The organism is uncultured Polaribacter sp. (assembly GCF_947501385.1).
Classification (GTDB): domain Bacteria; phylum Bacteroidota; class Bacteroidia; order Flavobacteriales; family Flavobacteriaceae; genus Polaribacter.
The window spans coordinates 60,576-86,758 of sequence record NZ_CANMVP010000014.1; the positions used below are offsets into that span (position 1 = coordinate 60,576).

Consider the following 26,183-nt stretch of genomic DNA (forward strand, 5'->3'; position numbering starts at 1 on the left):
TAGTAAATGAAGATAAAAGCAAGAATAAAGGCATTAGATGTTTTAAGGGGCATAACGATAGCTGCAATGATTTTGGTAAACACACCAGGCAACTGGGCTTATGTTTATTGGCCTCTTTTGCATGCGAAATGGCATGGTTTTACACCAACGGATGCAATCTTTCCTTTTTTCTTATTTATTGTAGGAGTTTCTATTCATTTTGCTTTGAAAGATTTTAAGCCAAAAGAACATACAAAAGCGTTTAAAAAAATAAGTAAAAGAGTAGTTATCATTTTTGCGATAGGATTATTTTTAAATCTATTTCCAAAATTTAATTTTGAAACCGTTCGATTTTTTGGAGTATTACAGCGGATTGCAATTGCTTACGGAATAGGTGCTTTTCTATATTTATTTTTCAATAAAAAAAGTCTTACATATATCGCTGTAGGTATTTTAATCGGCTATTGGGGCGTATTGTATTTTCTTATTCCAGAAAATCCATTTGAACCGCAAACGAATTTGGTTGGTAAGATAGACCTGTTTTTATTTGGTTCAAATCATCTATGGAAAGGACTTGGTTTTCCTTTTGATCCTGAAGGACTATTGTCTACGTTACCATCGATAACCACCGTTATTATTGGTAGCTTAACAGGTAAATTGTTAAGTAAACCGATTACGAATCCCCATAAAATAAAAATTCTTTTAATTTACGGAATTGGTCTTATAGCATTAGGCTACGTTTGGAGTTTTGTGTTTCCAATAAATAAATCTCTTTGGACAAGTTCTTTTGTATGCGTATCTGCAGGTTTGGCAATGCTAACACTAGCACTATTCATATGGATTATAGATGTGAAAAAACAGCATACATGGTCTCAACCCTTCATACATTTTGGCACAAACTCATTGTTCATTTTTGTTTTTTCTGGTTTATATGTAAAAACAATGATGTATCTAGTAAAGATGACTAATGAGCAAGGTGAAACTGTTAATGGCTTAAAATACATGTATCAAAATATATTTGTTCCAATTGCTGGAAAGATGAACGGTTCTTTGCTATTTGCAATTACTCATATCATCTTTTTCTGGGCTTTAGTGTATGTGCTGTATAAAAATAAAATATTTATAAAAATTTAATTTAGATCAGATGAAAAAAAATATTTCTATAATTTTAATTTTAGTGCTAGTTATTTTGAGTTGTGATAAAAAGGAAAATCCTAAGAAATTTTCGAAAAATACAAATCAAACAAAATGGGTTGATAGTATTTATAATAAAATGACATTAAAAGAAAAAGTTGGACAACTATTTATGGTTGCGGCCTATTCAAACAAAGAAAAAAGTCATGCAGATTCAATTCAGCAACTTATAAAAGATACTAGTGTTGGTGGACTTATTTTTTTTCAAGGAGCACCCGTAAAACAAGCTGAGCTTACAAATCTATTTCAAACTACTTCTAAAGTGCCATTGCTAATTGGTATGGATGCTGAATGGGGCTTGAATATGCGTTTAGATAGCACCACAAGATACCCATACAATATGACGCTTGGTGCTGTAGAAAATAGTAACTTAATAAAAAGAATTGGTGAGCAAATTGGTAGAGACTGTAAGCGCCTCGGAGTTCATATTAATTTTGCACCTGTAGTAGATATCAATACAAATTCTAAGAATCCTGTTATTGGAGTGCGTTCATTTGCTGAAGACAAGATGAATGTTACCAATAAAGCGCTTGCTTTTACAGAAGGATTGCAAAGTCAAGGAGTATTAGCATGCGCAAAACACTTTCCAGGGCATGGAGATACCGATAAAGATTCTCATAAAATACTTCCAACGGTTTCACTTTCAAAAGAAAGAATTGATACTGTTGAGTTGTATCCGTATAAAAAATTATTTCAAAAAAAGATTGCGGGCGTTATGGTTGCGCATTTAAACGTACCAAGCTTAGAAAGTAAAGAAGGGCTTCCGTCTTCATTATCGTACCAAATTGTTTCAAATATTTTAAAGAATACATTGGAATTTAAAGGGCTCATTTTTACGGATGCATTAAGAATGAAAGGTGTTTCAAATTATAAGGAATCAGGAGCATTAGACTTGGCAGCATTTAAGGCAGGCAATGATGTGTTGTTAATGGTAGAGGATGTTTCTAAAGGAATTTCAAAAATTATGGAAGCTTATACTAAGAAGGAAATAACAGAAGAAAGATTAGCACATTCTGTAAAGAAGATACTTGCTGCTAAATTTAATGTTCATTTAAATCAATATAAACCTGTTGTAACATCAAAATTGGTTAGCGATTTAAATGATAAAAATACAATTGCTTTAAATGAAGAAGTATTTACAAATGCAGTTACCATCATAAAAAATAAGAATCAGATGCTTCCAGTTAAAAAAGATCAGCAAGTAAAAACGGCATTTATAAAGTTAGGTGATGGAAGTTCAGATACTTTTTTAAAGGAATTAAAATCACACATAGATATTGATGAGCTTTCCGGGTTTACACAGAAAGAACTACTCAGAAAACTGAAAGCGTACGGCAAGGTTATTATCGGTTATCATCGTTCAAATGTCAGAAAAACTTCAAAAATATCTACTGAAGATAAGGTAATGATAGAAAACCTAGCAAAAGAAAATAGGGTCATCTTAGACGTATTCGCAAGTCAGTATTGTTTAGAAGAGGTATCATTTAAAAACATTGAAGCTTCCGTTATTTCTTATGAAAATACTGAAATAGCACAAAGAATTTCTGCTCAAATAATTTTAGGGATTCAAAAAGCAAAGGGGAGATTGCCAGCATCTATAAACGAAGAGTTTATGGCAGGCTACGGAATAAAACATGAAAATAACTAAGTTCAGAAAAGAAATAATAACAATTAAAAATAATAATGAAATGCCTTTATAAAATAATTAAAAACCAGTAATCATGAAAAATAATATACACTACACACTTTTTTTTCTAGTTTCAGTTTTTTGTAGTACGATTGTGTTTTCACAAGAAATAAAGACCAAAGGAATTCACGAATTACAGAAAGAAGAATTCGGAAAGAAGACAAAGATTCAACACAAACTTGACAATAATAAATCTATAATTATTCCGTTGCAAAAAAGAGAAGCACAAACACTATCTAAAAAAGTATTTGGCTTTTTACCCTATTGGGAGCAAAACGACAATGCACATAATAATTTGCAATATGATTTATTAACACATATAGCTTGTTTTGATTTTAGGGTGAAAATAGATGCTTCTATTTTAATACCACCGAATTGGCCATGGACAACGGAAATTAATGCAGCGCATAATGCAGGGACAAAAGTTATAATGACAGTCGTGAACTTTGGTGAGCCCTTAGGAGCCCCAGAACCTGATGAAGTAGCTTGGGAGCTATTTACAAATACAGCGAAGCAAGATATTTTTTTTTCTAATGTGAAAAATATCATTCAAATCTATAATTTAGATGGTGTTAATATAGATTTTGAAGGAATGATAAGTGCGCACAGAGGTGCTGAATTGAATGCCTTTATGTCAAAATTAACAGCTTATATTCATCAAGAACTACCAGGAAAAGAAGTCTCATTTGACGGACCAGCAGTAAATTGGGGCGGTTGGATTATGGACGGTTTGGTAGATAGTGTTGATTATTTAATAGTTATGGCTTATGATTATACATCTAAATCCTCTGCGAATTCAGGACCAATTTCTCCTCTAAAACATCATACTTCCTGGAAAAGATTTGTTAAAAGAACCATAGAAACAGGAACTTATGCAGTGCCTACAGCAAATAACCCTGAAAAACTAATTTTAGCAATCCCGTATTATGGGCAGCATTGGAAAACAGCTACAAATGCTTCTGAATCATCAACAACTTCGCATGTCAGTTCAACAAGATATAGAAATACCACTACTGAAGCAGCAACTCATGGAGGGTGGATTTGGAATAGTGATTTTGAATACCCTTGGTATACTTGGAATGATGGTACAGATTGGAATCAGGTGTGGGCAGATAACGAGACAAGTCTTTCAAAAAAATATGATTTAGCAATCGCTAATAATTTAGGAGGGATTGGTATTTGGGCATTGAATTATGATGGGGCAAGACCAGAGCTTTGGAGTTTGATCAATACAAAATTTGGAACAACTGCTGCGGTAAGTTCTAATTTAAAAGAAAACATAAAATTGTTTCCAAATCCAGCAAAAAATGCTGTCAATATATTAAGTTCAGAAAATATAAATTTCACTAAAATTCAAATGTATAATGTTTTAGGCGAGCTAATTAGAAATGTAAATATTAAGGAAAAAAATATTGATATTGCGAATCTAACAAACGGAGTTTATTTTTTAAAGATAGAAGATGCACTTGGAAAACAAGGGACATTCAAAATCTTAAAGTCTAATTTTTAATTGATACTCATGAAAAATTTTATAATTATAATAGTGTCTTTAGTCCTCTTTTCTTGTGCTAAAACTGGCAAAGTAAAGCTAGAGGAAAACCCTGATGAATTAAATAAAAAAGAAAGCAAAGAAATCATTGTAGCAGCGAATCGAACACAGGAGTATTTGTCTTTACTTAAAGGTAAAAATGTAGGTGTGGTTGCAAATCAAACAAGTGTTATTTTTAAGGAAGATGGAGTTATGCATCTTGTAGATTCTTTACTTTCTTTGAATGTAAATGTTACCAAAGTTTTTGCACCCGAACATGGTTTTAGAGGTCAAGCAGATGCAGGCGAACACATAGCAGACGGTACTGATACAACTACAGGTTTGCCAATTATTTCTTTATATGGGAAGCATAGAAAACCATCAGCCAAACAATTAGAAGGTATTGATGTGCTATTATTTGATATTCAGGATGTAGGCGTACGTTTTTATACCTATATCTCTACGCTTCACTATATAATGGAAGCTGCTCGAGCACAGAATATTCCAGTTATTGTTCTAGATCGGCCCAATCCTAACGGGCATTATATTGACGGTCCTGTGTTAGAGAAAGATGTGAAAAGTTTTGTAGGAATGCACCCAGTTCCTGTTGTATACGGAATGACAATTGGAGAGTATGGAACAATGATTAATGGAGAAAAATGGTTGGAAAATGGAGTACAATGCAATCTTACCGTTATTTCATTACAAAATTATTCGCACAATTCTGAATACGATTTACCTATAAAACCTTCACCAAACTTGCCAAACTCAACAGCAATTAATTTGTATCCAAGTTTGTGTTTTTTTGAAGGAACCAATGTAAGCTGTGGACGAGGTACAGAAATGCAATTTCAAATTTTTGGTTCGCCTTTTTTAGACGAAGACTCTTTTAATTTTAGGTTTATTCCGCAATCTAACTTTGGGGCAAAAAATCCTAAACACAAAGGAAAAGAATGTTTTGGGAACGATTTACGAAACCATGAAGAATTAAGTGCCTTAAATTTGAATTGGCTACTTGAATCTTATAGCGGTACAAAGAATAAAGAAGTATTTTTTAACCAATTTTTCACCAAGCTAGCAGGAACTAAAAAGCTGCAAAAACAAATTGAAGAAGGGTTGTCGTTTGAAGAAATAAAGGAAAGTTGGCAAGAAGATTTGAAAGAATTTCAAAATGTTAGAAAAAAATATACAATATATGATTAGTACCTACCATTTTATTGGGTTGCAAGACAATCAAATTCATTTTATGGAATCTGATCAGGTTTTAGAGAAAAGAAAAGGGATTTTTAAAACATCAATCTCAAAAAGAGGGTGTTATTTTTTAAGGTTCAGATAGTAGAGAATTTTGGCAACGTGCAGAAGATAGAAATCGTGAAACCGCTATTATATATGATCAGTTAGAATTGTCTCATTATGCAGCTATGGAAGCATTTGTGAGGTGGAAATATTAATTTGTAGTGTTGATAGGTACATAATCTAAAGGCAAAGCATTGGCAAATTTTTCATAAGACCAATACCCTTCGTAAAACACATCTAAAGGATTTACTAACGAACCGTTTTTATCTAAAGCAGTCGGAATATTTAAAGCAATTACAGAAGATGATTGCGGATACGCTTCTCGCATTTTACCAAACATATTTCTCATAATGTATCCTTTCTCTTCTTTTTCTTTGGTGTAAACTACTAAAATATGGTACTCAAAATCTAAGTAAGTCGTAAAGATTTTTTTAGAGATAATATCACTTACTGGAGCTTTGGTCTTATAGATATGATCTTTGAATTTCGGTAATTTCACCTTTCTTAAAGTTACCAGAGCAGCATCTAGCGCAGTTTTGGGTGCTTCAATTTTTATAGAAAAATTTAATTGAGAACGATTTAGTTTGATTAATTCTCTAGCTCTTTTTATTTGCGCTTCACTTGGTCTCTCAGGATTTGGAACTCTTTTAAAAAGATGTACAAGAAAACCTTCATCATAAGTAGTGTTTTTTAATAATGTTTGATAAAAATGTGTAAAAGAACCGTTGTAAGCTTCTAATCTTTTTTTAGCCCATTTGCGTTGTTTTCTTTTACTCGCTTTTAAATTTTCATAGCGCGAATATCCTAAATAAGTAACTTGATTTTTGTTGATGATAAACTGCTCTAATTCAAAAGTAATTTTATAACCTAAACTCTTATGTTTTATCTTTAAAGGTTCTCTAGCAATAGCGGTAAGTATGTTTTTTTTTGCATCAAAGTTAAAATGCAATACTTTCGGGTTTAAGATTTCGCAATCTTCTGCCAATGCTGTTCTTCCAATAAATTCTTTTTTAAATGAAGAAAGATTGTATTTCCATTCATCATCATAAACTGTTTTTCTAATGATGATTTCATCTAACACATTTTCTTTCGCTACCAATGCAAAAACTAAGGGTTTTTTATAGTTTGAAGTATGTAGAGCATAAATTATTTTTTCGAAACCTAAATAGGAAACCACCAAATCATATTGACCTTCTTTTATTTTGATAGAAAATTCACCATTAGCGTTTGTAGTAGTTCCTACCATGGTATTGTTAAAATAGACCGCAGCACCTTCTAAAGGCCCGCTTTTTTCATAAACAGTTCCCCTAACAGTTATTTGTGCTATTGAGAAAAAAGAACTTAAAAAGAAAAAATAAAAAAACCGATTTTTCATCTGATAAAAATAATCATAGAAAAACCGATTTTATAAAAAATGTTGTTAATTCTTAGTAAAAATTTAAAGCAAGCCTGCTCTTTTTAATAAGGCATCTGGTTTAGGTTCTTTTCCCCTAAAGCGTTTGTATAAAGTCATTGGTTTTTCTGTACCTCCTTTAGAAAGTACATTTTCTTTGAATTTTGTTGCCACTTTTTTATCAAAAATTCCTTCTTCTAAAAAATATTCAAAAGCATCGGCATCTAAAACTTCTGCCCATTTATACGAATAATATCCTGCAGAATAGCCTCCTTGAAAGATATGAGAAAAAGCAGTACTCATTGCATTTTCTGGAACATCAGGGTATAGTTTTGTGCCAGCGAAAACATCATTTTCAAAGGTTTTTACAGAGGTTATTTCTGACGGATTTTCGCTATGCCATTTCATATCTAAAAGACCAAAACTTAATTGTCGTAAGGTTTGCATTCCTTCATGAAAACTTGCAGATTCTTTTATTTTTTTGACGTATTCCATCGGAATTACTTCGCCAGTTTTATAATGTTTTGCAAACAATTCTAACGCTTCTTTTTCATAACACCAATTTTCTAAAACCTGACTTGGCAATTCAACAAAATCCCAAGAAACAGAAGTTCCAGATAAGCTATTATAGGTTGTATTTGCTAACATGCCATGCAGTGCATGACCAAATTCATGAAACAACGTTGTAACTTCATTAAAAGTTAATAGAGAAGGTTTTGTTATCGTCGGTTTGGTAAAATTACAAACAATGGAAACGTGTGGTCTTTCATTGATGCCGTTTTTAATTTGTTGCGATTTATAAGAGGTCATCCACGCACCATTCCTTTTTCCTTTTCTTGGATGAAAATCTGCATAAAACAAAGAAATAAAATTGCCATCAGCATCTGTTACATGATACGTTTTAACATCTTCATGATATTTGTCGACGTTAAAAATTTCTTCAAACTGTAAATCAAATAGACGATTCGCAATTTCAAAAACACCATCAATTACATTTTCTAACTTAAAATAGGGTTTTAAAATTTCCTGATCTAAATCGAAAATTTCTTTCTTTAATTTTTCTGAATAATAAGCGCCATCCCATTTTTGTAATTGCTCTATACCATCTAATTTTTTAGCATAATTTTCTAAGTTTTTAAATTCATTTTCAGCTGCAGGTTTTGCTTTTTCTAGTAATTCGTTAGAAAAATCAATTACTTTTTTTGGAGTCTCTGCCATTCTTTCTTCCAAAACAAAATGGGCATGCGATGTATAACCTAAAAGATTTGCTCTTTTATGTCGTAAACCCACAATTTTTAAAACAATTTTTTCATTGTTAAATTCATTTTCTTGAAAGCCTTTTTTACCCGCTGCAATGGCTAATTCTTTTCGCAACGTTCTATTGTCTGCATAGGTTAAAAAAGGAATATAACTTGGGTAATCTAAAGTGAAAATCCAGCCATCTTTTTCTTTTTCATTTGCCAATTGTTTTGCAGCTTCTTTTGCAGATTCTGGCAAGCCAGAAAGGTCTTTTTCATCTGTTAAATGCATTTCATAAGCATTGGTTTCTGCTAAAACATTTTCACCGAATTTCAAAGATAATTTAGAAAGCTCAGTATCGATTTTTCTTAAAGCTGCCTTGTCTGATTCATTTAAATTTGCGCCATTTCTAGCAAAACCTTTGTACTGTTTTTCTAACAGCATCTCTTGCTCTGAAGTTAGTGCTAAGCTTTCTTTTTTATCAAAAACAGTTTTTACTCTTTTAAATAAAACGTCATTTAAAGTGATGTCATTTCTAAATTCACTTAACCAAGGTGAAATTTCTTGTGCAATTTTTTGAATTTCATCATTTGTTTCTGCCGAATTTAAATTAAAAAAAATACTCGTAATTCTATTTAATTTTTCACCAGTAAAATCTAAAGCCACCGTAGTATTTTCAAAAGTAGGTTCTTCATCATTTTCAACAATTACATCAATCTCTTTTTTAGCAATTTGAATTGCTTCTTTTATAGCAGGTTTGTAATCTGAGTTTGCTATTTTGGAAAAAGGTGCGGTATTAAAATCTTTTAAAAGTGGATTCATTTTTTTCTTTATTTGCACAAATTTAGGCATTATTAGATTCTCTAAAAATTTTCAAACGTAAGAAATTAAAATTTCACCGACTAATGTTGCAGCTTGGTCTAAAATGCAGATTTTATTTTTTGAAAAAGTTGCAGTTTTGGTCTAATATTTGTTTTAAAAGTTAATACAAAACACAAACTATATCTTTGATGCATAAAATTAAAAATTACCTTTCTCTAATAATTTTTCTATTATCTATCCAAACCATATTTTCTCAAATACCATGTTCTTCTGGTTATACTGGAGATGGTAGCAACGATTTTGTTGAAATACCCAATACTACATATATTAATTCTAATAATACTGCCGTAAGTAATAGAACCATAGAATTTTGGTTTAACACGCCAGATATTACAACAAAGCAGGTTTTGTTTGAAGAAGGTGGCGGAACAAATGCCATTCATTTTTTTGTGGAAGGTGGTAGATTGTATTTGGGCCAGTACAGAGATAATGCCAACCCAGCTATAGATAGAAGGTTTTTTAGAACAGGTTCTGGAAATATTGCTACAAATACTTGGTACCATGTAGCTATGACTTTAAATGCTGGAGCAACCTTAAAATGGTACTTAAATGGAGAAGAAAAAGATTCACAAACCGGATTTGCAGTAAAAAAACATACAGGAGACATTAACTTTGGTAGATCTGGTGGTAATCTTAAATATCCATCTAGTTTAGTAAATAACTGGACAACTAGTTCTGTTGGAGGTTCAACAACAGAAACATATAACAATACATTTACAGGAAATGTGAATAGCAGCTTTTATTACAAAGGATTTCTTTCATTATTTAGAATTTGGAATGTTGCAAGAACAGCCAGCCAAATTGACACAAATAAGAGCATTTACTTAACTTCAGGAACAAGTTTAGTTGCCTACCAAAATGGCGGAACAATTAATTATAAAGGAACTTCAGACGTTGGTATTGACTCTAGTATGAATACAAATGGTTCTGGAACAACTTTTACTTGGACTGGTGCTTCATCAAATGCCTATACAGACGCAACAAATTGGACTGGAGCTGCACCGAGTATTGACAGAGCAAGAACGGTTGTGATTAATTCAGGTGGAATTAATTTAACAGTAACATCATCTGTGAATGTTGGAAGCTTAACTGTTGACAACGGTGCAGAAATTATTGTGCAAAGCGGAGCGACACTCAATGTGTTTTATAATCTAATAAATAACGGAATTGTAACTGTTGAAAACGGAGGATCTTTAATTTATCATTCTTGTACACAGGCTATCTCTGGAACTGGAATATATAATATTCAAAGAGATACACCAACATATCCTGCCAATTATGCTTATTCTTATATGAGTTCTCCTTTAATACCTGCAGATTCAAATTCAACAAGCGTTTTTCCTGGTCAAACAACTTATTATTTTAATTCTTCTATAGCAGCTCCAGATTGGGAATTTTTCTCAGGAAATTTTTCGGCGGGTGCTGGTTATGCAATTCGAGCAGAGTCAACAGCTAGCTATCAACCTAACTTTTCAGGAACCATAAATACAAATGCTGTAAGTGTTCCTTTGTTTTACAGTAGTACTGGTGTTGCAAGTGAGGATGGAGATAATGTTTGGTCTACAGAAGGAGATAATTTAGTTGGGAACCCATATAGCTCTGCAATTGATTGGGATTTGGTAATTTCAGATACTGATAATAAATTTATTGACGGAACTATGTATTATTGGGATCAGGCTACGGTAAATGTAGGTGAAAATGATGTTTCTGATTACAAGCAGTACAATTTAACGGGTGGTGCTTCAAACACTGCTACCGGTAAAATAGGAACCGCCCAAGGTTTTTTTATAAGAGCTACAGAAGCTTCAACATTATTCATAAAGCCTACACATCAAATAGTATCTGATAATTTACAGTTTTTTAAAGGCACAAATACAGTATCTCTTAATGCAAAACCGAATTCTAAAAAAGAAAATCGTTCCTGGTTAATTCTTAAAAGAGGAGCTGACATTTTTCCAATTTTAGTAGGGTTTTTAGACAAAGCAACAAATAGATACGACAGATTATATGATGCGCCATTTGATATCAATCAGAAATCATTGGGTTTTTATTCTTTAATTAAAGGAAAAGATAAAGCATCAATACAAGGTTTGCCAACTTTAAAGAGAGATAAAAAAGTAGTAAAATTAGGGTATGTTGTAGATCAAATTGGTGATTATTCTATAAGTGTTACAGAAGAACACATCGATGCAAATTACTTTATTTATTTAAGAGACAAACAAGAAAAAGTTACGGTAGATTTAAAACAAAGAGACTACGCTTTTACCATAGATTCAATAGGGGAAAACAATACGAGATTTAAACTTATTTATACTAAGAAAAAAAGAAAGGCAACGCAAAAATCTGGAAAAGAATCATTAACTGTAGAGGAAATAGATTCTAAAGATTTTACAGCTTATATTAATGGTTCAAATGAATTAATTGTAACCTATGATTTTGATATAGATCATATTGAAGAAGTTTCTTTATACAATATTCAGGGAAGAAAAACAGCTACATTCTCAGGTAGCCAAATAAAAGATGTTTCTAATTTAGCAAAAGGGATTTACCTTGTACATGCCAAATTAATTGATCATAGAATGTTGACAAAAAAAATACTGATTGAGAATTAGCAATCAGTATTTTCTATTTTATAAGATTTAATTATTTTCGTACGCTTTTAGAAGCTTTTTCAACCTTTAGTTTTAAGCCTTCTTTGTAAGCAATAATTTTGTCTAGCACACATTTGTCTGAAGCTCCAATTATTTGAGCTGCTAAAATACCTGCATTTTTTGCACCATTTAAGGCTACGGTTGCTACTGGTACGCCACCTGGCATTTGTAAGATTGATAAAATAGAATCCCAACCATCTATAGAATTGCTACTTTTTACAGGAACACCAATAATTGGTAATGGACTCATAGAAGCCACCATTCCTGGTAAATGTGCTGCGCCACCAGCGCCCGCAATAATTACTTTTACACCTCTTTTATGAGCATTTTTAGCATATTCAAATAGTTTTTCTGGAGTTCTGTGAGCAGACACAATATCTACTTCAATTTGAATGTCGAAACCTTCTAAAATAGCTACTGCTTCTTGCATTATTGGAAGATCAGAATCGCTTCCCATTATTATTCCTACCATAATTAATTTATTAAATTGATGATTACATTGACCATGATTTCCTTTTCGTTAGGATTACTTTCTGCGACCATTAATGTTAAAGCTACTAAAGTATTATTTTCAATTCTTTTAGCACCTTCAGATGTATATAAAAAATTATTTTTATCTAAATACCAAACAAATAACCAAGCTGCAATTCTTTTGTTACCATCTGTAAAAGAATGATTTTTGACGACTAAATACAATAAGTTAGCAGACTTTTCTTCAATACTCGAATACAATTCTTTGCCATCAAAAGTTTGATCTATTGTAGCGATAGAGCTTTTAAATGAATGATCTTTTTCATTTCCAAATAATTTGGAGCCTCCAAATTTCAACCTTAATTTTTCTATGGCAATTTTTGCTTCTTGATATTCTATTTTATAAGAAACAAAGTTATTGACATTATTTTTTGTCAAAGATTGATGATCAAATTGATCTAAAATATCTAAAGCAGAAGAGTAATCTGATAGAATATCTAATAAATCTTTTGTTTCAGAAGTTATTTTTGAAGTTCTATGAACAAGTTGAATTGTTTTTTGAAGTTGTTCTAAGCGCTTTTCATTTATAGAATATCCTTTAGCAAGATGTTCTTTTAATATTTTATTAGCCCAAATTCTAAATTGCGTTCCTCTTTTAGATTTCACCCTATAACCAACCGAAATAATTACATCTAAACTATATAATGCTACAGGTTTATCAGAATTTGCAATATGCATTTTTTGCATATTGCTTTTCTTTTCTAGTTCAAACTCTTTAAAAACATTGTTAATGTGCCTAGATATAACAGATTGATCTCTTTCAAATAAAGAAGTAATTTCAGTTTGAGAAAGCCATAATGTATTTCCATCAAATTGAACCTCAACTTCAATTGAGTTATCATTTGTTTTATAGATAACAATATCTTGCATTTTCTTTAATTTGTTAAAGATATAACTAGTGTTTTTTAAGAACTAGTGCAATTTTGCAACAGTTGAAAACGTATTGAAATTAATTTTTATTTCGAAATCACTCTAACTGTTTCTTTAACTAATTGAGCAATCTCTCTCGCTTTATCAATGTCTTTATTCACAATAGTCACGTGCCCCATTTTTCGAAAAGGTCTCGTTTCTTTCTTTCCGTAAATATGCGGAGTCACTCCGTCAATTTTTAAAATATCATTAAAATCTTTATATACAACATCACCAGAAAAACCTTCTTCACCAACTAAATTTACCATAATTCCTGCAACTTTGCTTGTTGTGTTTCCTAAAGGAAGGTTTAAAATACTTCGCAAATGTTGTTCAAATTGATTGGTATAACTTGCCTCTATAGAATAATGACCAGAATTGTGGGGTCTTGGAGCAACTTCATTCACTAAAATTTCATCAGTTGAGGTTTGAAACATTTCAACAGCCAACAAGCCAACAAAATCTAATTCACGAACCACTTTTAAAGCAAGCGCTCTCGCTTTTTCTGCAACATCAGCAGCTATTCTTGCAGGACAAATGACATACTCTACTTGGTTTGCCTCTGGATGAAACTCCATTTCTACCACAGGATACGTGGTAGTTTCACCAGCTACATTTCTTGCAACAATTACGGCCAATTCATTTTTAAACGGAATTAATTTTTCTGTAATACATTCCACATTTGGCAAACTCTCTAAATCGGCAATATTTCGAACAATTTTTACACCATTACCATCGTATCCAAAACGTGCGGCTTTCCAAACAAATGGAAAATCGATAATGGTATTTTCGTAAGAATGTTTTAACTCTTCTAAATAGGCATAATGAGAAAATGGGGCAGTTGGTATTTGATGGTCTATATAAAAGTTCTTCTGTCTTGCTTTGCTTTGAATAATGCGTAAATCTTTTGGTTTCGGGTAAATGATTAAACCTTCGTCTTCTAATTTATCTAAGGCATCTAAATTTACATTTTCAATTTCAATGGTTAATAAATCAACCGTTTTTCCGAAGTTATAAACAGCGTCAAAATCTAATAAATCTCCAACAACAAAAGCATTGCAGATTGCGGCACAAGGTGCATTTTTATTGTTGTCTAAAATAGCTGTATAAATATCGAATTTTTGTGTTTCGGCTAATAGCATTCTTCCTAGTTGACCACCGCCAAGAACGCCTAATTTAAAATCTGAAGAAAAATAGTTTTTCACTTTACAAGTTGTTGTGTTTCAGCAAAAATACACAACTCAAATCATTTTCACTAAAAATTATTGATTCGAATTGCAGAACCATTCTTAGAGACTTTATATTCGATAGCAGAACAAAAGAAACCTTCAGTTTGTGGAGCGCCGCCAATTCCTAATCCTAAACCATATTCACTTCCGTCACAAGAACATTTTAAAATATTAGGTCTATTTAATTTGTCGTAAATCATAGGAGAATTACAATCTCCATTAGGACAAATTTTATCATAAGCAACAAAATCAGTTCCATTAACATTTAAAAGGACAATTCCTTTTGCACCATCAGAAAGCTCTACAGAACCGCCAGGAACTAAAACATTTAGTAATTCAGGATTATTTAAATCTGTACTTATAGAAACAGCAAATGGTCTTAAACAATTTGCAGGCAAATCATTTTCAGAACAACTTAGCAAACTAAGTATAGAAACAAAAAAAAGCAGGTTTTTAAACATAAATTTCTATTAGCTATTTTAATAACGATGGCAAGTTACAAATATTTTGTACATTTGTAAAACTATCTCATTCCTGTAAAGGCTATGGGATTTTTAGATTTAAACCCATATAGGGTTTTTCTTACAGAAATGATTACCTAGCTCTCTTTTTCAAATCGGTTTTTTAATGGAGAGCGCTAATGAATTTTAAATAAAAGATTATGAGTGATATATCTTACTATTCTCCTGAAGGATTAAAAAAACTGAAGGATGAATTGGTCCAATTAGAACAAGTAGAAAGACCTAGAGTTACGCAAGAAATTGCCGATGCTAGAGATAAAGGAGATTTAAGTGAAAATGCAGAATATCATGCCGCAAAAGAAGAGCAATCTCATTTAGAATTTAAAATTGCGAAATTAAAAAATGTAATTGCCAGCGCACGAATTCTAGATGAATCTCAGTTAGACACTTCTAAAATTTTAATACATTCTAATGTGGTCATTAAAAATATCACAAACGGAATGGAATTTAAATACAGGCTAGTGGCAGATTCCGAAACAGATGTTAGAAATGGAAAATTATCTGTGAATTCGCCAATTGGCAAAGGTTTATTAGGAAAAAAAGTGGGTGATGTTGCAGAAATTCAAGTGCCTAGTGGAATTATGAAATTTGAAGTGATGGATATTTCTAGATAAAGAAGTTTAAGGTTTCCAGATTTAAAATATAAGGTTGATGAGCGTATTTACAAAAATAATTAATGGAGAAATACCAAGTTATAAAGTAGCAGAAAATGAAGATTTTATTGCTTTTTTAGATATCAACCCGAATGCAAAAGGACACACTTTAGTGGTTCCTAAAAAGGAAGAAAATAAGATTTTCGATTTGTCTAAAAAGGCATATCAAAATTTAATGGACTTCTCTTACGATGTTGCAAAAGCACTTGAAAAAGCAGTTCCTTGTAAACGAGTAGGAATGAGTGTAATTGGATTGGAAGTACCACATGTGCATGTGCATTTGATTCCTTTAAATGAAATGGCAGACATACAATTTGCACAAAAAGTAAAGTTGACGAATGATGAGTTTGTTGCTTTGGCAGAAAAGATTGGTAGTAATTTTGAGTAAAATTTATCTTTCTTGTGCACTTGTCTACCTAAAAATAGAAGAATAGGCATAGGAACCTAAATTTGGTTTTAAAGTGGTAATAGCGCAACGGATATAAAAGTTACTTTTTTTAAACTACATGCTTTTTTGTATAGTAATTATGGATTTCTGCCTTCGCAGGAATAACAGAACAAACAAAGAATTTTTTGAAACCAACTATCCCAGAGGCAGTGCCTCGAGGAGTTCTTTTCAATCAAATCCTATCCAACAAAACCTCAAAAGTAGTTCCTTTTCCGATTTCAGATTGTTGTACAAATATTTTTCCTTTGTGATAATCTTGAACAATACGTTTCGAAAGCGATAAGCCCAAACCCCAGCCACGTTTTTTGGTAGTAAAACCAGGTTTAAAAATTTGCTGAAACATGTTTTTTGGCATCCCTTTTCCAGTATCAGAAATGGTAATTTTTACTTTCTTTTGCATATGTTCTATAGACAAACTTACCGCACCAATGCCCGACATTGCATCAATGGCATTCTTAATGAGGTTTTCTATGACCCAACCAAACAATTCTGCATTCAGATTCGTAAGAATCTCATCCTCTGAAGTTCTAAAAGAAAAGGAGATTTGTTTAGAACTCCTAGATTCTAAATAATCAAAAGCCTTTTTTGTAACAGCAATAATATTCTGTTTTTTTAGTTCTGGTGTAGAGCCAATTTTAGAAAATCTATTGGCAATGGTATTCAGTCTACTAACATCTTTTTCTATTTCCTCCACATATTTATCATCTACTTTTTCCATTTTTAAAATGGCTATCCAACCCAATAAAGAAGACAAAGGTGTGCCAATTTGATGTGCCGTTTCTTTGGCCATCCCTGTCCATAGTTTATTGGTTTCCGCAGCTTTATTAGAACTGTAAAAAAGATAGATAACACTTAAAAAAAGGACTAAAATTAAAATTAAAGCAAGCGGATAATAAGTAAGTCTGTTTAATAAATCTGAATCTCTATAATAAATTAATTTCTTATTTTTCCCTCTGTAACTAAGCTCTATCGGCTTATTTTCAGATTTCATTTTCTCTAATTCGCGCTTTAAATATTTAGGATTTAACAATTTAATAGAATCTAAATTCTGGTGCTCGATTTCTCCATCTTCACTCACCATAATCATAGGGATGTTGGTAATGGTTTCAATCACTTTTAAGGGCAAATCTACATTTGCATCTAAGTTTGTGTTTGAAGATAATTCTTTTTGTGCTGTTACTAGGATTTCCATTTTTGCTCTTTCTTCATTTTTAAATTTTTGAAAAAAGATATACGTATTCCATAAGATGAGAGAAACAATAATCAAGGAAACTAAAATGGCAATTCTTTTAAATAAAAGTGTGTTCGAGAGAAAGTTCATGAAAACAAATATAAAGGTTTAGACTATATAACTCAATTGCAATTTTGATAGTATCTTTACGCAAATAAAATTTTACAAACTAAATGTCACCTTTTGCGCAGTGAAACAATTTTATAGTTCTCTTCCGAAGTTTCGGAACGCTCGAGCTGATATTCTAAAAGTTAAAAAACATGCTTACAATAGATCCAAAAGAAATTGCTACGGGCAAATTACACGGTTATTTATTAGGTGCGGTTGCACCAAGACCCATTGCTTTTGCAAGTACAATTGATGCTGATGGAAACCCGAATTTATCGCCTTTTAGCTTTTTTAATGTATTTGGTTCTAATCCGCCAATTATGATATTTTCACCAGCAAGAAGAGTTCGAGACAATACCACAAAACATACCTTAGAAAATGCGTTGGCAACCAAAGAAGTGGTAATTAATGTAGTAAATTATGACATTGTACAACAAATGTCTTTAAGTTCTACAGAATACCCTGAAGGTGTAAATGAGTTTGAGAAAGCAGGTTTTACAATGTTGGCTTCAGACCTCGTTAAGCCTTTTAGAGTAGCAGAATCTCCAGTACAATTTGAATGTAAAGTAAATGACGTTATTTTTACTGGTGATGAAGGTGGTGCAGGGAATTTGATTGTTTGTGAAGTTGTAAAAATTCATATTCATGATGAAGTTTTAGATGAAAACGGCGCAATAGATCAACATAAAATAGATTTAGTTGCTAGAGCAGGAGGTAGCTATTATTCCAGAGCAAGAGATGGTTTTTTCGAAATTCCAAAACCCATATCAACTTTAGGGATTGGTGTCGATACAATTCCTTTAGAAATTAGAAATAGTACTGTTTTAACAGGTAATAATTTGGGAATGTTAGGAAATGTAGAACAATTGCCTAAACTAGAAACTGTTAATAACTTTGCAAAAGAACATCCGCAATTTATTGGGTTAGAAACCACAAAAAAACATACATTTGCTCAAGAGTTTTTAAAAAAGAATGATGTAGAAAGCGCTTGGAAAGTGCTTTTAATTAAATAGTTAAGATTATATTATGGAAGTTATTGGTAAAGTAAAGTTAATTGGAGAGGTACAAACTTTTGGAACAAACGGTTTTAGAAAAAGAGAATTAGTAGTTACTACAGATGAGCAATACCCACAAATGATTATGATAGAATTTGTGCAAGATAAATGTGATTTGTTAAACAGTTATGCTGTTGGGCAAGATGTAAAAGTATCTATCAACTTAAGAGGTAGAGAATGGATCAATCCACAAGGTGAAGCAAAGTATTTTAACTCTGTACAAGGTTGGCGAGTTGAGAATTTATCTCAAACATCTGCTCAAAATCAGAATTTACCTCCTGTAGATCAGTTTCAGCCAGCATCTAATGTTTCAGATGAAGAGCCAGATGATTTGCCGTTTTAAAAATAGAGGTTAGATTTTTAAAACTTAGAACATAGACAAAAGAGTGTAAATTTAATTTACACTCTTTTTTGCTATAATAATTTGTCTTGTCTCTTGTTTCTAGAAGCGAAGCGGTCTAAAAGTTTAAAGAAGAAATCTACTTCTTTTCTGCTTTTTTAGGCATGGGTCCTCGTAAGTGAATCACCAAACCATTTAAGAAATTACGTAAAATTTGATCTCCACATGCTACATATTTATCGTGATCTTCGTTTCTAAATAAAGCGCCTAATTCGGCTTTAGAAACTTTAAAATCTACTAATTTGCAAATTTCTACAATATCTGTATCACGCAACTTATGCGCCACACGTAATTTTTTTAAAATATCATTATTTGTTAATCCCATATTGCAAATGTACCTTTTTTATGTAACTACTTGAAAAATTGCCCAAGCATAAATTGCGAATCGCAAAAAACGAAACAAACCAAAAAACACTACGTTTCTAAAAGGATATTTAATCATACCAGCGGCTAAACAAGCAATTGAAAAAGGCAATGGAAGTAAAGCACCAACTAAGATTAAAAAACCACCCCATTTGCGTGTATTTTTTAGGTTCGCAGCCATTTTTACTTCTAAATATTCTTTTACTGACTTTATTTTTAACGTCATTCTTCCTAAAAAGTAAGAAATCAGCCCGCCTAAGTAAGAAAGTGTTGCTAACAATGATAAATTTAAAACAGGTTCTGTAGTTTTACCAGACCATGCAATAAATATTTCTGGTGGAATAAGACCTAACAGCGTTTCAGAAATAAAGAAAGTTGCTAAAATACCAACTCTAGAAAATGTTTCTGTAATTACTTGTAAACCCTCATTTATATTATACACGTATTTGTTAAATAGAAATAAAGCAGCAACTACCAAAACAATTGGAATAAAAGCTTTTTTTACACTTTCCCAAACAAATAAGTAAAAACCAGTTCTTCCGTAGTAAATATGAAGTCTTTTTCCAATAAATGCTGTTTTTTTCTTTCTTTTTTTTCGCTTTTTTTCCAAGAAGATGATTGTTTTTGTGAAGCTACAAAAATAGGAACAAATTATATAAAAAAGATAGTAGAATTTTACATTAACTGTTTTTTAAGATTTCTCTAAATTAGCCTAATTTTTAAACCGATAGTATTTTGATTTGGCTCACAGATAAAATTAAGTTTCCATCCTATGAACAGACCTCTGAAGAGGGCATTATTGCTTTGGGTGGCGACTTGTCTGAGGAACGTTTAATTCATGCGTATAAAAACGGAATTTTCCCATGGTTTTCTGAAGGAGATCCAATTGTTTGGTATTGTCCTTTTGAAAGAATGGTGCTATTTACTGAAGAAATAAAAGTTTCTAAATCGATACGAAACATTCTCAACAAAAAAGAATTTGTAATTACAGAAAATACTGCTTTTAAAGAAGTGATTTACAATTGTAAATCTATTGAAAGAAAAGACGGTTTTGGCACTTGGATTACTAATGATATGGAAAAAGCGTATCTAAATCTTCATAAAAAAGGAATTGCAAAATCCATTGAAGTTTGGTTAGATAAAAAATTAGTTGGCGGTTTATATGGTTTAGAAATTAATGATATTTTTTGCGGAGAAAGCATGTTTAGCAAAGTATCAAATGCCTCTAAAATTGCATTTATTGATTTGGCTCAGAATAAGAATTACAAATTGATAGATTGTCAAGTTTATAATGAGCATTTGGCAAGTTTAGGAGCCACAGAAATTTCTAGAGAACATTTTTTGGAGATTTTAAAAGAGGGGATTTGATGATTTGCTAGCGTGTTCACCAATATGTTTCGATTCAATAAGCTTATATCAGTTCCGAACCTTCGGAATTAGCAAAGCTAGCAGAAAATAATCTTAGAAACAAACCAAAGTATGCTATAAGCTTTATCTTTGACGTTTCAATTTCAAAAAAATGAAAAATTATTTATTTCCATTCTTATTTGTATCAATTTTTAACGTTTTTTCAATGCTAAGCCAAACAAATACATTTTCTTTAAATATAAAACAAGACAAAAATATGTGGCAGAATTTTACCTACGATTTGGGAAACATGGCTGGAGGTATGGGATATGCGTACACAAGACCTTTGTATTGGAAAAAGAAACAATTTGTAAATTTGGTATATGTTACTGCTGGTACTGCAAGTTTGTACACAATTGATGATCATGTAGATGAATGGGCAAATGGTTGGCGAAACGATGTACCTCGTTGGGTTACCAACTATGGAAATGACATCGGGAGCCCGAATAATAATTTCATGTTAACAGGTGCCGTTTATTTAACAGGTTTGTTTACGAAAAGTCCGAAATTAAGAAGAACTGGGGTTTTACTAATCTCATCTGCAGCAGCGTCAGGATTATTGCAACAAGTTTCGAAAAGAATTATTGGTAGAGCAAGACCAAAGGCGAATGTTGGGAAAGATGTATTTGATCCTTTTCATATAGACAGGGTATTTAATTACGATTCTTTTCCTTCAGGACACACTATGTTAGGATTTACAAATGCATATGCCATTGCAAAACATTTTGAGAGTCCTTGGATAAAAGCAGGTTTATATACCATTGGTTCCATACCTGGAATTAGTAGAATTATAGATCGTTTTCATTGGATTTCTGATGTTGCATTTTCCACCGTAATTAGTATTTTTATTGTGGAAGCAATTGATAAGTTTTTAGATAGCAAATACGATCAAAAATATAACGATCAAAGAAAACAGAAAAAGGTTGCTTGGGATTTACAAGTAACTCCGCAAAGTTTTGGTGTTAAAATGAACTTTTAAAAGCTTTTTAGAATACTAAAGTGCAGTATTTAGGAATAAAGAGCTTTGTAAAACTGGTTTCTACAATTCTTTTAAATTCTTATTGATCGATTGTAAACTATCTTTTACCTCAGTTAAACCAAACATAAATGTGCTTCTTAGCATGTTGGTTTGTTTGTCCTCTGTTTTTAGATTGATATTAGATTTTGTAGTATCTATCAAGTCCGAAAAATTGCTCATTTCATTTTCTTCAACTTGCTTTTTATTGGCTAATTTTTCAATAATTTCACAAGCCTTTTCAATAACTTTTTCAGAATTTTGTTCAATACCAGCTTCACCATTGCTGATATTATTGTCAGATTTTTCTGCGACTCTCTGAATAATTGTGATCGAATTGAATAATTTCTCTGTAGATTTTATCAATTGTTTAATTTTACCTGAATCTTGAAACGTAATAGAATTGGAAGTTTTTTTAGCCTGGTTTATATTTGTGCTAAAATTATCATTTATCTTAGAAGTGGTTTTGTTTTTACTTTCTCTGGTGTTTTCGAATTCTATTTTAAATCGATCTAAGGTGTTTTTTAATGCTTTTCTAACATATCTTAAGGTTCTATTTTCTGCTTTATCTGGCCAAACTATAAACGTAATTACAATACCCACTAAGACACCAAAACCAATAGAGAGTAATCTTTCTACCACCAAATCGAATTTATCTGCTTCAGAACTTAATGCTAAGGCAGCAGCAGCAACTACACCATATCTCCACTCTGGTTTAAAGCTGGCAATTCCATTAATAATAAACATAGAAAATAGCAGAGATAAAATGACACCTAATTGCCAAGGAATTAAAACGACAAACACAATTCCTATAAGTGCACCAACAACGGTAGATAGCATTCTTCCTTTTGCCTGTTGAAAGGTATTGCCAATACTAGGTTCAATGACCAAAACAGCAGAAAGTATACCAACAAACCTTTCTGGCATATTTAGTAAAACCATTAAATAATAACATACCGCAGCGGCTAAAGATGATTGTAAAGCAAGTCTTGTAGCGTCTTTTGCCTGGTCCTTTGAAATATTTTTTATAAATTTAAAATCCATAGCTTATTCAATTGTTTGTCCACGATGCGGTTTTAAAGCATCTTTGTAAACTTTTAAATCACTTTCGTTAATAATAATGAAAGCAGAAGATAACATTGGGTTTATTTCTGAAATATCAATTTGATGGTAATCTAAATTCTCTAAATCTGAAAATTCTTTTAGATGAATGGTGTGGTGTTTTGATGTTTCTTTGGCATCTTCACCTCTAAAATCCCATAATAATTTTATCTTTCTATTCATAACTAGTGGTTTACAAAAATAAATAAATTGCCTTTAGTAAATGTAATTTCTACTGAATTTTCTGTTGCTTTGTTTCGAGTTCCTATTCTTTCACCGAAAACTAATTTCTCATTTTTTAGAGGATATTGCAAGCCTTTAGTAGTAATAGCTAGCGCTTCAGGAAAAGGAATTAAAGAGATTATCTTTTCTTTATAGTCTCTAAGGATTGTTTTCTTTTCCGCTAAAAAATAATAGCTGTAGTTATCAAAAAAAGTAAGGTTTAATTTTTCTTTCCATTGAATAGCGGTATTTAGATTTCCTAAAAAGTGATCTTGTTCTTTACCGCTTGCGCCAAAAATATCAATATTTTGATGTCCTTTGTCGAAGAGAATCTGAAGCATTTTATCAAAATCTGTAAAATCTTGATTTGGTGTATGTATAATTTCAACATCTGACGGGATTTCACTTAAGGAATCAAAATCGCCACTTATAAAATGAGGTTTTATATTGTTTTCTTTTAAATATTGATATCCGCCGTCTGTAGTGCAAATAACTTCGTATTCAGAGATATTTGGAAGCGTTTTTGGTGCTTCTCCATTTAGCAATAAAAAAACTTTTTTAGTTTTCATGATTGCAAAAATACCTAAAAAATGCAACAAAATTTTAATTGAAATAGTTTTATCTTTGCGGTAAATTTTAGACCTTGAATACAGCACAATTTGTTCCAAAAATACTATCAGAAGTCATAGAAAAAGCAAGCTTTACTTGGCAAACACCTAGTAATATTGCCTTGGTAAAATATTGGGGGAAAAGCAATCCGCAGATTCCTAAAAATGCCTCGATTAGTTTTACGCTAAATAATTGTCATACAATTACCACCATTGAATTTTTAAAGACAGAAAAATTGTTAGTTGCAAATTTTGATTTGTTTTTTGAAGGAAAAAGGAAAGAAGAATTCAAACCTAAAATTGCAGAATTTTTTAAAAGAGTACAAGAATACTGTCCTTATATTTTTGAGTATAAGATGACCATTCATTCAGAAAATTCATTTCCGCATAGTAGCGGAATTGCATCTTCAGCAAGTGGTTTAAGTGCCATTGCAAGATGCTTAATGAGTTTAGAACAAGAACTAAATCCAGCTTTATCTGAGGACTTTATCAATAAAAAAGCTTCTTTTTTAGCACGTTTAGGTTCTGGAAGTGCAAGTAGAAGTATAGAAGGCCCTTTGGTTGTTTGGGGAAAGCATCCAGAAATAGCAGGCAGTTCAGATCTATTTGGAGTTCAATTTCCGTATGAGGTTCATTCAATTTTTGAAAACTATCAAGACGCTATTTTATTGGTAGATAAAGGTGAAAAGCAGGTTTCTAGTACGGTTGGTCACCAATTAATGCACAACCATCCGTATGCAGAAAGTAGGTTTCAACAAGCGAACGAAAATCTATCTAAATTGTCTAAAATTTTACAAAATGGAGCGATAAAAGACTTTATTAATCTGGTAGAAAGTGAAGCCTTAACATTACACGCTATGATGTTAACCAGTAGCCCGTATTTCATCTTAATGAAGCCAAATACATTGGAAATTATCAATAAAATTTGGACGTATCGTCAAGAGCATAATAGCAATATTTGCTTTACTTTAGATGCAGGCGCGAATGTGCATGTGTTGTATCCAGCGTCAGAAAAAGATCCAGTTAACCGTTTTATAGATAATGAGTTATCTAAATACTGTCAGAAAAAACAGTATATTTGTGATACTGTAGGTTTTGGAGCGAAGAAGCTTTAAGCGAATCAAATAAAATTTATTTATGAATTATGAAAGTTTTTTTACAATTTTATGCATTGTTTTTTTTTCAATCTTTAAAACATCAGCACAAGAAAAAATTTGGTTTGATGCAAATTGGAACATTACAACAAAAAAAAATGCAGTGTATTACAGACTTGTTGCCGATCATAAAAGTAAAAAGCAACAAATTATAGATTATTATATTTCTGGTAAAAAAGCGAAAGAATATTTTTTTGTGGAAGGAAAAGAAAATGGAAAATACGCTGAATTCTACAATTCAGGAGAATTAAGAATTACAGGAAATTTTGAGAACGGTTTTAGAGAAGGAATTTGGAAAACCTACTATAAAAATGGAAAAATAAAAGAAAAAGGAAAATACAAAGTTGGAGAAAAAGTAGGTGTTTGGAAGACTTTTTATAAAAACAATTAACACCAATTTTTCTTAACATATAAATTCGTATTTTTGTAAAACTATTTAAAAGAAATATGAAAGGACCATTATTTTATGCTAAAATCTTGCTGTTTGGCGAATATGGAATTATAAAAGATTCTAAAGGTTTAGCAATTCCGTTTAATGCATACAGAGGCGCTTTAAAATCTTCTAAGAATCTTTCTGGTAAATCTCTAGAGTCTAACGCTAATTTAATGCGTTTTTACAAACATCTCTCTTCTTTAAAAACAGAGTTGGTTTCTTTTAATCTAGAGGCTTTTAAAAAAGACATAGAAAGCGGAATGTATTTCGATTCTTCTATTCCTCAAGGCTATGGTGTGGGGAGTTCTGGCGCCTTGGTAGCCTCTATTTATGATGAATATGCTTTTAATAAAATAACAGTTTTAGAAAATTTAACTAGAGACAAGTTATTAAACTTAAAACAAGTTTTTTCTCTGATGGAATCTTTTTTTCATGGAAAAAGCTCTGGTTTAGATCCTTTAAATAGTTACTTAAGTTTGCCGATTTTAATCAATTCTAAAGATAGTATAGAACCCGCAGGTATTCCTTCACAAAAAGAAGGAAAAGGAGCTGTTTTCTTATTAGATTCAGAACAAATTGGTGAAACCGAACCTATGGTAAACATCTTTATGAACAAGATGAAAAACGAAGGTTTTAGAAAAATGATTAGCGAAGAGTTTGCAACCACTTCAGATGCTTGTATAGAAGATTTTTTACAAGGAGACGTAAAATCTTTATTTGGGAATGTAAAATCTTTGTCTAAAATTGTCTTAAAAAACTTTAAGCCAATGATTCCTAAAGCGTTTCATAAAGTTTGGGAACACGGAATTTCTACGAATGACTACTATCTAAAATTGTGTGGTTCTGGTGGTGGAGGTTATATTTTAGGGTTTACTGAAGATTATGTGAAAGCACAAAAAAGCTTAAAAGCTTATAAATTAGAATTGGTTTATAGATTTTAGAATGC

Annotated in this window: 26 protein-coding genes and 1 pseudogene; 15 read left to right on the forward strand and 12 right to left on the reverse strand. The window is 31.6% G+C overall.

Translation table 11 applies throughout. From position 1 onward, the window contains the following. Positions 1 to 6 precede the first annotated feature (6 nt). From Q0998_RS10505 to Q0998_RS10525, 5 genes and pseudogenes are all read left to right on the forward strand, one after another. Complete coding sequence (locus Q0998_RS10505) at positions 7 to 1,113, forward strand: acyltransferase family protein (RefSeq protein WP_299669782.1); 1,107 nt, start codon at positions 7 to 9, stop codon at positions 1,111 to 1,113. A gap of 10 nt (positions 1,114 to 1,123) precedes the next feature. Then, positions 1,124 to 2,821, forward strand: a complete 1,698-nt coding sequence (locus tag Q0998_RS10510) for a glycoside hydrolase family 3 N-terminal domain-containing protein (RefSeq protein WP_299669784.1) — start codon at positions 1,124 to 1,126, stop codon at positions 2,819 to 2,821. A 73-nt stretch (positions 2,822 to 2,894) separates the two neighbouring features. After that, positions 2,895 to 4,370: a glycosyl hydrolase family 18 protein gene (locus tag Q0998_RS10515; protein ID WP_299669786.1), complete on the forward strand. Its 1,476-nt coding sequence runs from the start codon at positions 2,895 to 2,897 to the stop codon at positions 4,368 to 4,370. Positions 4,371 to 4,379: 9 nt separating this feature from the next. Further along, positions 4,380 to 5,591, forward strand: coding sequence for a DUF1343 domain-containing protein (locus Q0998_RS10520; protein WP_299669788.1), 1,212 nt, complete (start codon positions 4,380 to 4,382; stop codon positions 5,589 to 5,591). Positions 5,592 to 5,643: 52 nt separating this feature from the next. Further along, a pseudogene (locus Q0998_RS10525) lies at positions 5,644 to 5,839 on the forward strand (glucosamine-6-phosphate deaminase); the annotation flags it as partial. Here Q0998_RS10525 and Q0998_RS10530 read toward each other — a convergent pair. After that, positions 5,836 to 7,059, reverse strand: coding sequence for a carboxypeptidase-like regulatory domain-containing protein (locus tag Q0998_RS10530; RefSeq protein WP_299669790.1), 1,224 nt, complete (start codon positions 7,057 to 7,059; stop codon positions 5,836 to 5,838). The pseudogene Q0998_RS10525 and the gene Q0998_RS10530 overlap by 4 nt on opposite strands. Positions 7,060 to 7,122: 63 nt before the next feature. Beyond that, positions 7,123 to 9,138: a M3 family metallopeptidase gene (locus tag Q0998_RS10535; protein WP_299669792.1), complete on the reverse strand. Its 2,016-nt coding sequence runs from the start codon at positions 9,136 to 9,138 to the stop codon at positions 7,123 to 7,125. A gap of 188 nt (positions 9,139 to 9,326) precedes the next feature. Here Q0998_RS10535 and Q0998_RS10540 point away from each other — a divergent pair, with 188 nt between their 5' ends. Next, on the forward strand, positions 9,327 to 11,810 hold the full coding sequence (locus tag Q0998_RS10540) for a LamG-like jellyroll fold domain-containing protein (protein WP_299669794.1): 2,484 nt from the start codon (positions 9,327 to 9,329) through the stop codon (positions 11,808 to 11,810). 31 nt (positions 11,811 to 11,841) lie between these two features. Here the strand turns inward: Q0998_RS10540 and purE are convergent, their stop codons facing one another. From purE to Q0998_RS10560, 4 genes are all read right to left on the reverse strand, one after another. Beyond that, a complete protein-coding gene (gene purE, locus Q0998_RS10545; protein ID WP_299669796.1) occupies positions 11,842 to 12,321 on the reverse strand; it encodes a 5-(carboxyamino)imidazole ribonucleotide mutase in 480 nt (159 codons plus the stop codon). Positions 12,322 to 12,323: 2 nt separating this feature from the next. Beyond that, a complete protein-coding gene (gene rhuM / locus Q0998_RS10550) occupies positions 12,324 to 13,250 on the reverse strand; it encodes a RhuM family protein (protein WP_299669798.1) in 927 nt (308 codons plus the stop codon). An 86-nt stretch (positions 13,251 to 13,336) separates the two neighbouring features. Further along, positions 13,337 to 14,494, reverse strand: a complete 1,158-nt coding sequence (locus Q0998_RS10555) for a 5-(carboxyamino)imidazole ribonucleotide synthase (protein WP_299669800.1) — start codon at positions 14,492 to 14,494, stop codon at positions 13,337 to 13,339. A 50-nt stretch (positions 14,495 to 14,544) separates the two neighbouring features. Further along, positions 14,545 to 14,979 (reverse strand): phosphoribosylaminoimidazole carboxylase, encoded by a 435-nt coding sequence (locus Q0998_RS10560; protein WP_299669802.1) that lies wholly within the window; start codon positions 14,977 to 14,979, stop codon positions 14,545 to 14,547. 200 nt (positions 14,980 to 15,179) lie between these two features. Between Q0998_RS10560 and greA the strand changes: the two genes are divergently transcribed. Continuing rightward, the gene (gene greA, locus Q0998_RS10565; RefSeq protein WP_299669804.1) at positions 15,180 to 15,653 is read left to right on the forward strand and encodes a transcription elongation factor GreA; all 474 of its coding nucleotides are present in this window, start codon (positions 15,180 to 15,182) and stop codon (positions 15,651 to 15,653) included. Between the two features lie 37 nt (positions 15,654 to 15,690). Further along, positions 15,691 to 16,080 carry an HIT family protein gene (locus Q0998_RS10570; RefSeq protein WP_299669806.1) on the forward strand — a complete coding sequence of 130 codons (390 nt, stop codon included), beginning with the start codon at positions 15,691 to 15,693 and terminating at the stop codon, positions 16,078 to 16,080. 232 nt (positions 16,081 to 16,312) lie between these two features. Here Q0998_RS10570 and Q0998_RS10575 read toward each other — a convergent pair whose 3' ends face one another. Next, positions 16,313 to 17,461, reverse strand: coding sequence for a HAMP domain-containing sensor histidine kinase (locus tag Q0998_RS10575; RefSeq protein ID WP_299669808.1), 1,149 nt, complete (start codon positions 17,459 to 17,461; stop codon positions 16,313 to 16,315). A gap of 170 nt (positions 17,462 to 17,631) precedes the next feature. Here Q0998_RS10575 and Q0998_RS10580 point away from each other — a divergent pair, with 170 nt between their 5' ends. Together Q0998_RS10580 and Q0998_RS10585 are read left to right on the forward strand one after the other, a co-directional pair. Next, complete coding sequence (locus Q0998_RS10580; RefSeq protein ID WP_299669810.1) at positions 17,632 to 18,492, forward strand: flavin reductase family protein; 861 nt, start codon at positions 17,632 to 17,634, stop codon at positions 18,490 to 18,492. A gap of 13 nt (positions 18,493 to 18,505) precedes the next feature. Continuing rightward, positions 18,506 to 18,877 (forward strand): DUF3127 domain-containing protein, encoded by a 372-nt coding sequence (locus tag Q0998_RS10585; RefSeq protein WP_299669812.1) that lies wholly within the window; start codon positions 18,506 to 18,508, stop codon positions 18,875 to 18,877. 136 nt (positions 18,878 to 19,013) lie between these two features. Here Q0998_RS10585 and Q0998_RS10590 read toward each other — a convergent pair whose 3' ends face one another. Then, entirely contained in the window at positions 19,014 to 19,259 is a 246-nt protein-coding gene (locus Q0998_RS10590; RefSeq protein ID WP_299669814.1) for a DUF1456 family protein, read from the reverse strand. 18 nt (positions 19,260 to 19,277) lie between these two features. After that, on the reverse strand, positions 19,278 to 19,907 hold the full coding sequence (locus Q0998_RS10595) for a VTT domain-containing protein (RefSeq protein WP_299669816.1): 630 nt from the start codon (positions 19,905 to 19,907) through the stop codon (positions 19,278 to 19,280). A 125-nt stretch (positions 19,908 to 20,032) separates the two neighbouring features. On the opposite strand from Q0998_RS10595, the gene aat reads away from it, so the two are divergent. Both aat and Q0998_RS10605 read left to right on the forward strand, forming a co-directional pair. Continuing rightward, on the forward strand, positions 20,033 to 20,665 hold the full coding sequence (gene aat / locus Q0998_RS10600; RefSeq protein WP_299669818.1) for a leucyl/phenylalanyl-tRNA--protein transferase: 633 nt from the start codon (positions 20,033 to 20,035) through the stop codon (positions 20,663 to 20,665). Between the two features lie 151 nt (positions 20,666 to 20,816). Continuing rightward, entirely contained in the window at positions 20,817 to 21,683 is an 867-nt protein-coding gene (locus tag Q0998_RS10605) for a phosphatase PAP2 family protein (protein WP_299669820.1), read from the forward strand. 60 nt (positions 21,684 to 21,743) lie between these two features. On the opposite strand, the gene Q0998_RS10610 is transcribed toward Q0998_RS10605, so the two are convergent. From Q0998_RS10610 to Q0998_RS10620, 3 genes are read right to left on the reverse strand one after another with little or no spacing between them, the layout of a single operon-like run. Next, complete coding sequence (locus tag Q0998_RS10610; protein ID WP_299669822.1) at positions 21,744 to 22,763, reverse strand: FUSC family protein; 1,020 nt, start codon at positions 22,761 to 22,763, stop codon at positions 21,744 to 21,746. Positions 22,764 to 22,766: 3 nt separating this feature from the next. Continuing rightward, positions 22,767 to 23,003, reverse strand: coding sequence for a hypothetical protein (locus Q0998_RS10615; RefSeq protein ID WP_299669824.1), 237 nt, complete (start codon positions 23,001 to 23,003; stop codon positions 22,767 to 22,769). A gap of 2 nt (positions 23,004 to 23,005) precedes the next feature. Next, positions 23,006 to 23,611: a thiamine diphosphokinase gene (locus Q0998_RS10620; RefSeq protein ID WP_299669826.1), complete on the reverse strand. Its 606-nt coding sequence runs from the start codon at positions 23,609 to 23,611 to the stop codon at positions 23,006 to 23,008. 74 nt (positions 23,612 to 23,685) lie between these two features. On the opposite strand from Q0998_RS10620, the gene Q0998_RS10625 reads away from it, so the two are divergent. The 3 genes from Q0998_RS10625 to Q0998_RS10635 are packed head-to-tail and all read left to right on the forward strand — an operon-like array spanning position 23,686 to position 26,178. Continuing rightward, positions 23,686 to 24,765 carry a diphosphomevalonate decarboxylase gene (locus tag Q0998_RS10625; RefSeq protein WP_299669827.1) on the forward strand — a complete coding sequence of 360 codons (1,080 nt, stop codon included), beginning with the start codon at positions 23,686 to 23,688 and terminating at the stop codon, positions 24,763 to 24,765. Positions 24,766 to 24,787: 22 nt separating this feature from the next. Beyond that, positions 24,788 to 25,195 carry a hypothetical protein gene (locus Q0998_RS10630; protein WP_299669829.1) on the forward strand — a complete coding sequence of 136 codons (408 nt, stop codon included), beginning with the start codon at positions 24,788 to 24,790 and terminating at the stop codon, positions 25,193 to 25,195. Positions 25,196 to 25,251: 56 nt separating this feature from the next. Further along, positions 25,252 to 26,178, forward strand: a complete 927-nt coding sequence (locus Q0998_RS10635) for a mevalonate kinase (RefSeq protein ID WP_299669831.1) — start codon at positions 25,252 to 25,254, stop codon at positions 26,176 to 26,178. Positions 26,179 to 26,183 lie beyond the last annotated feature (5 nt).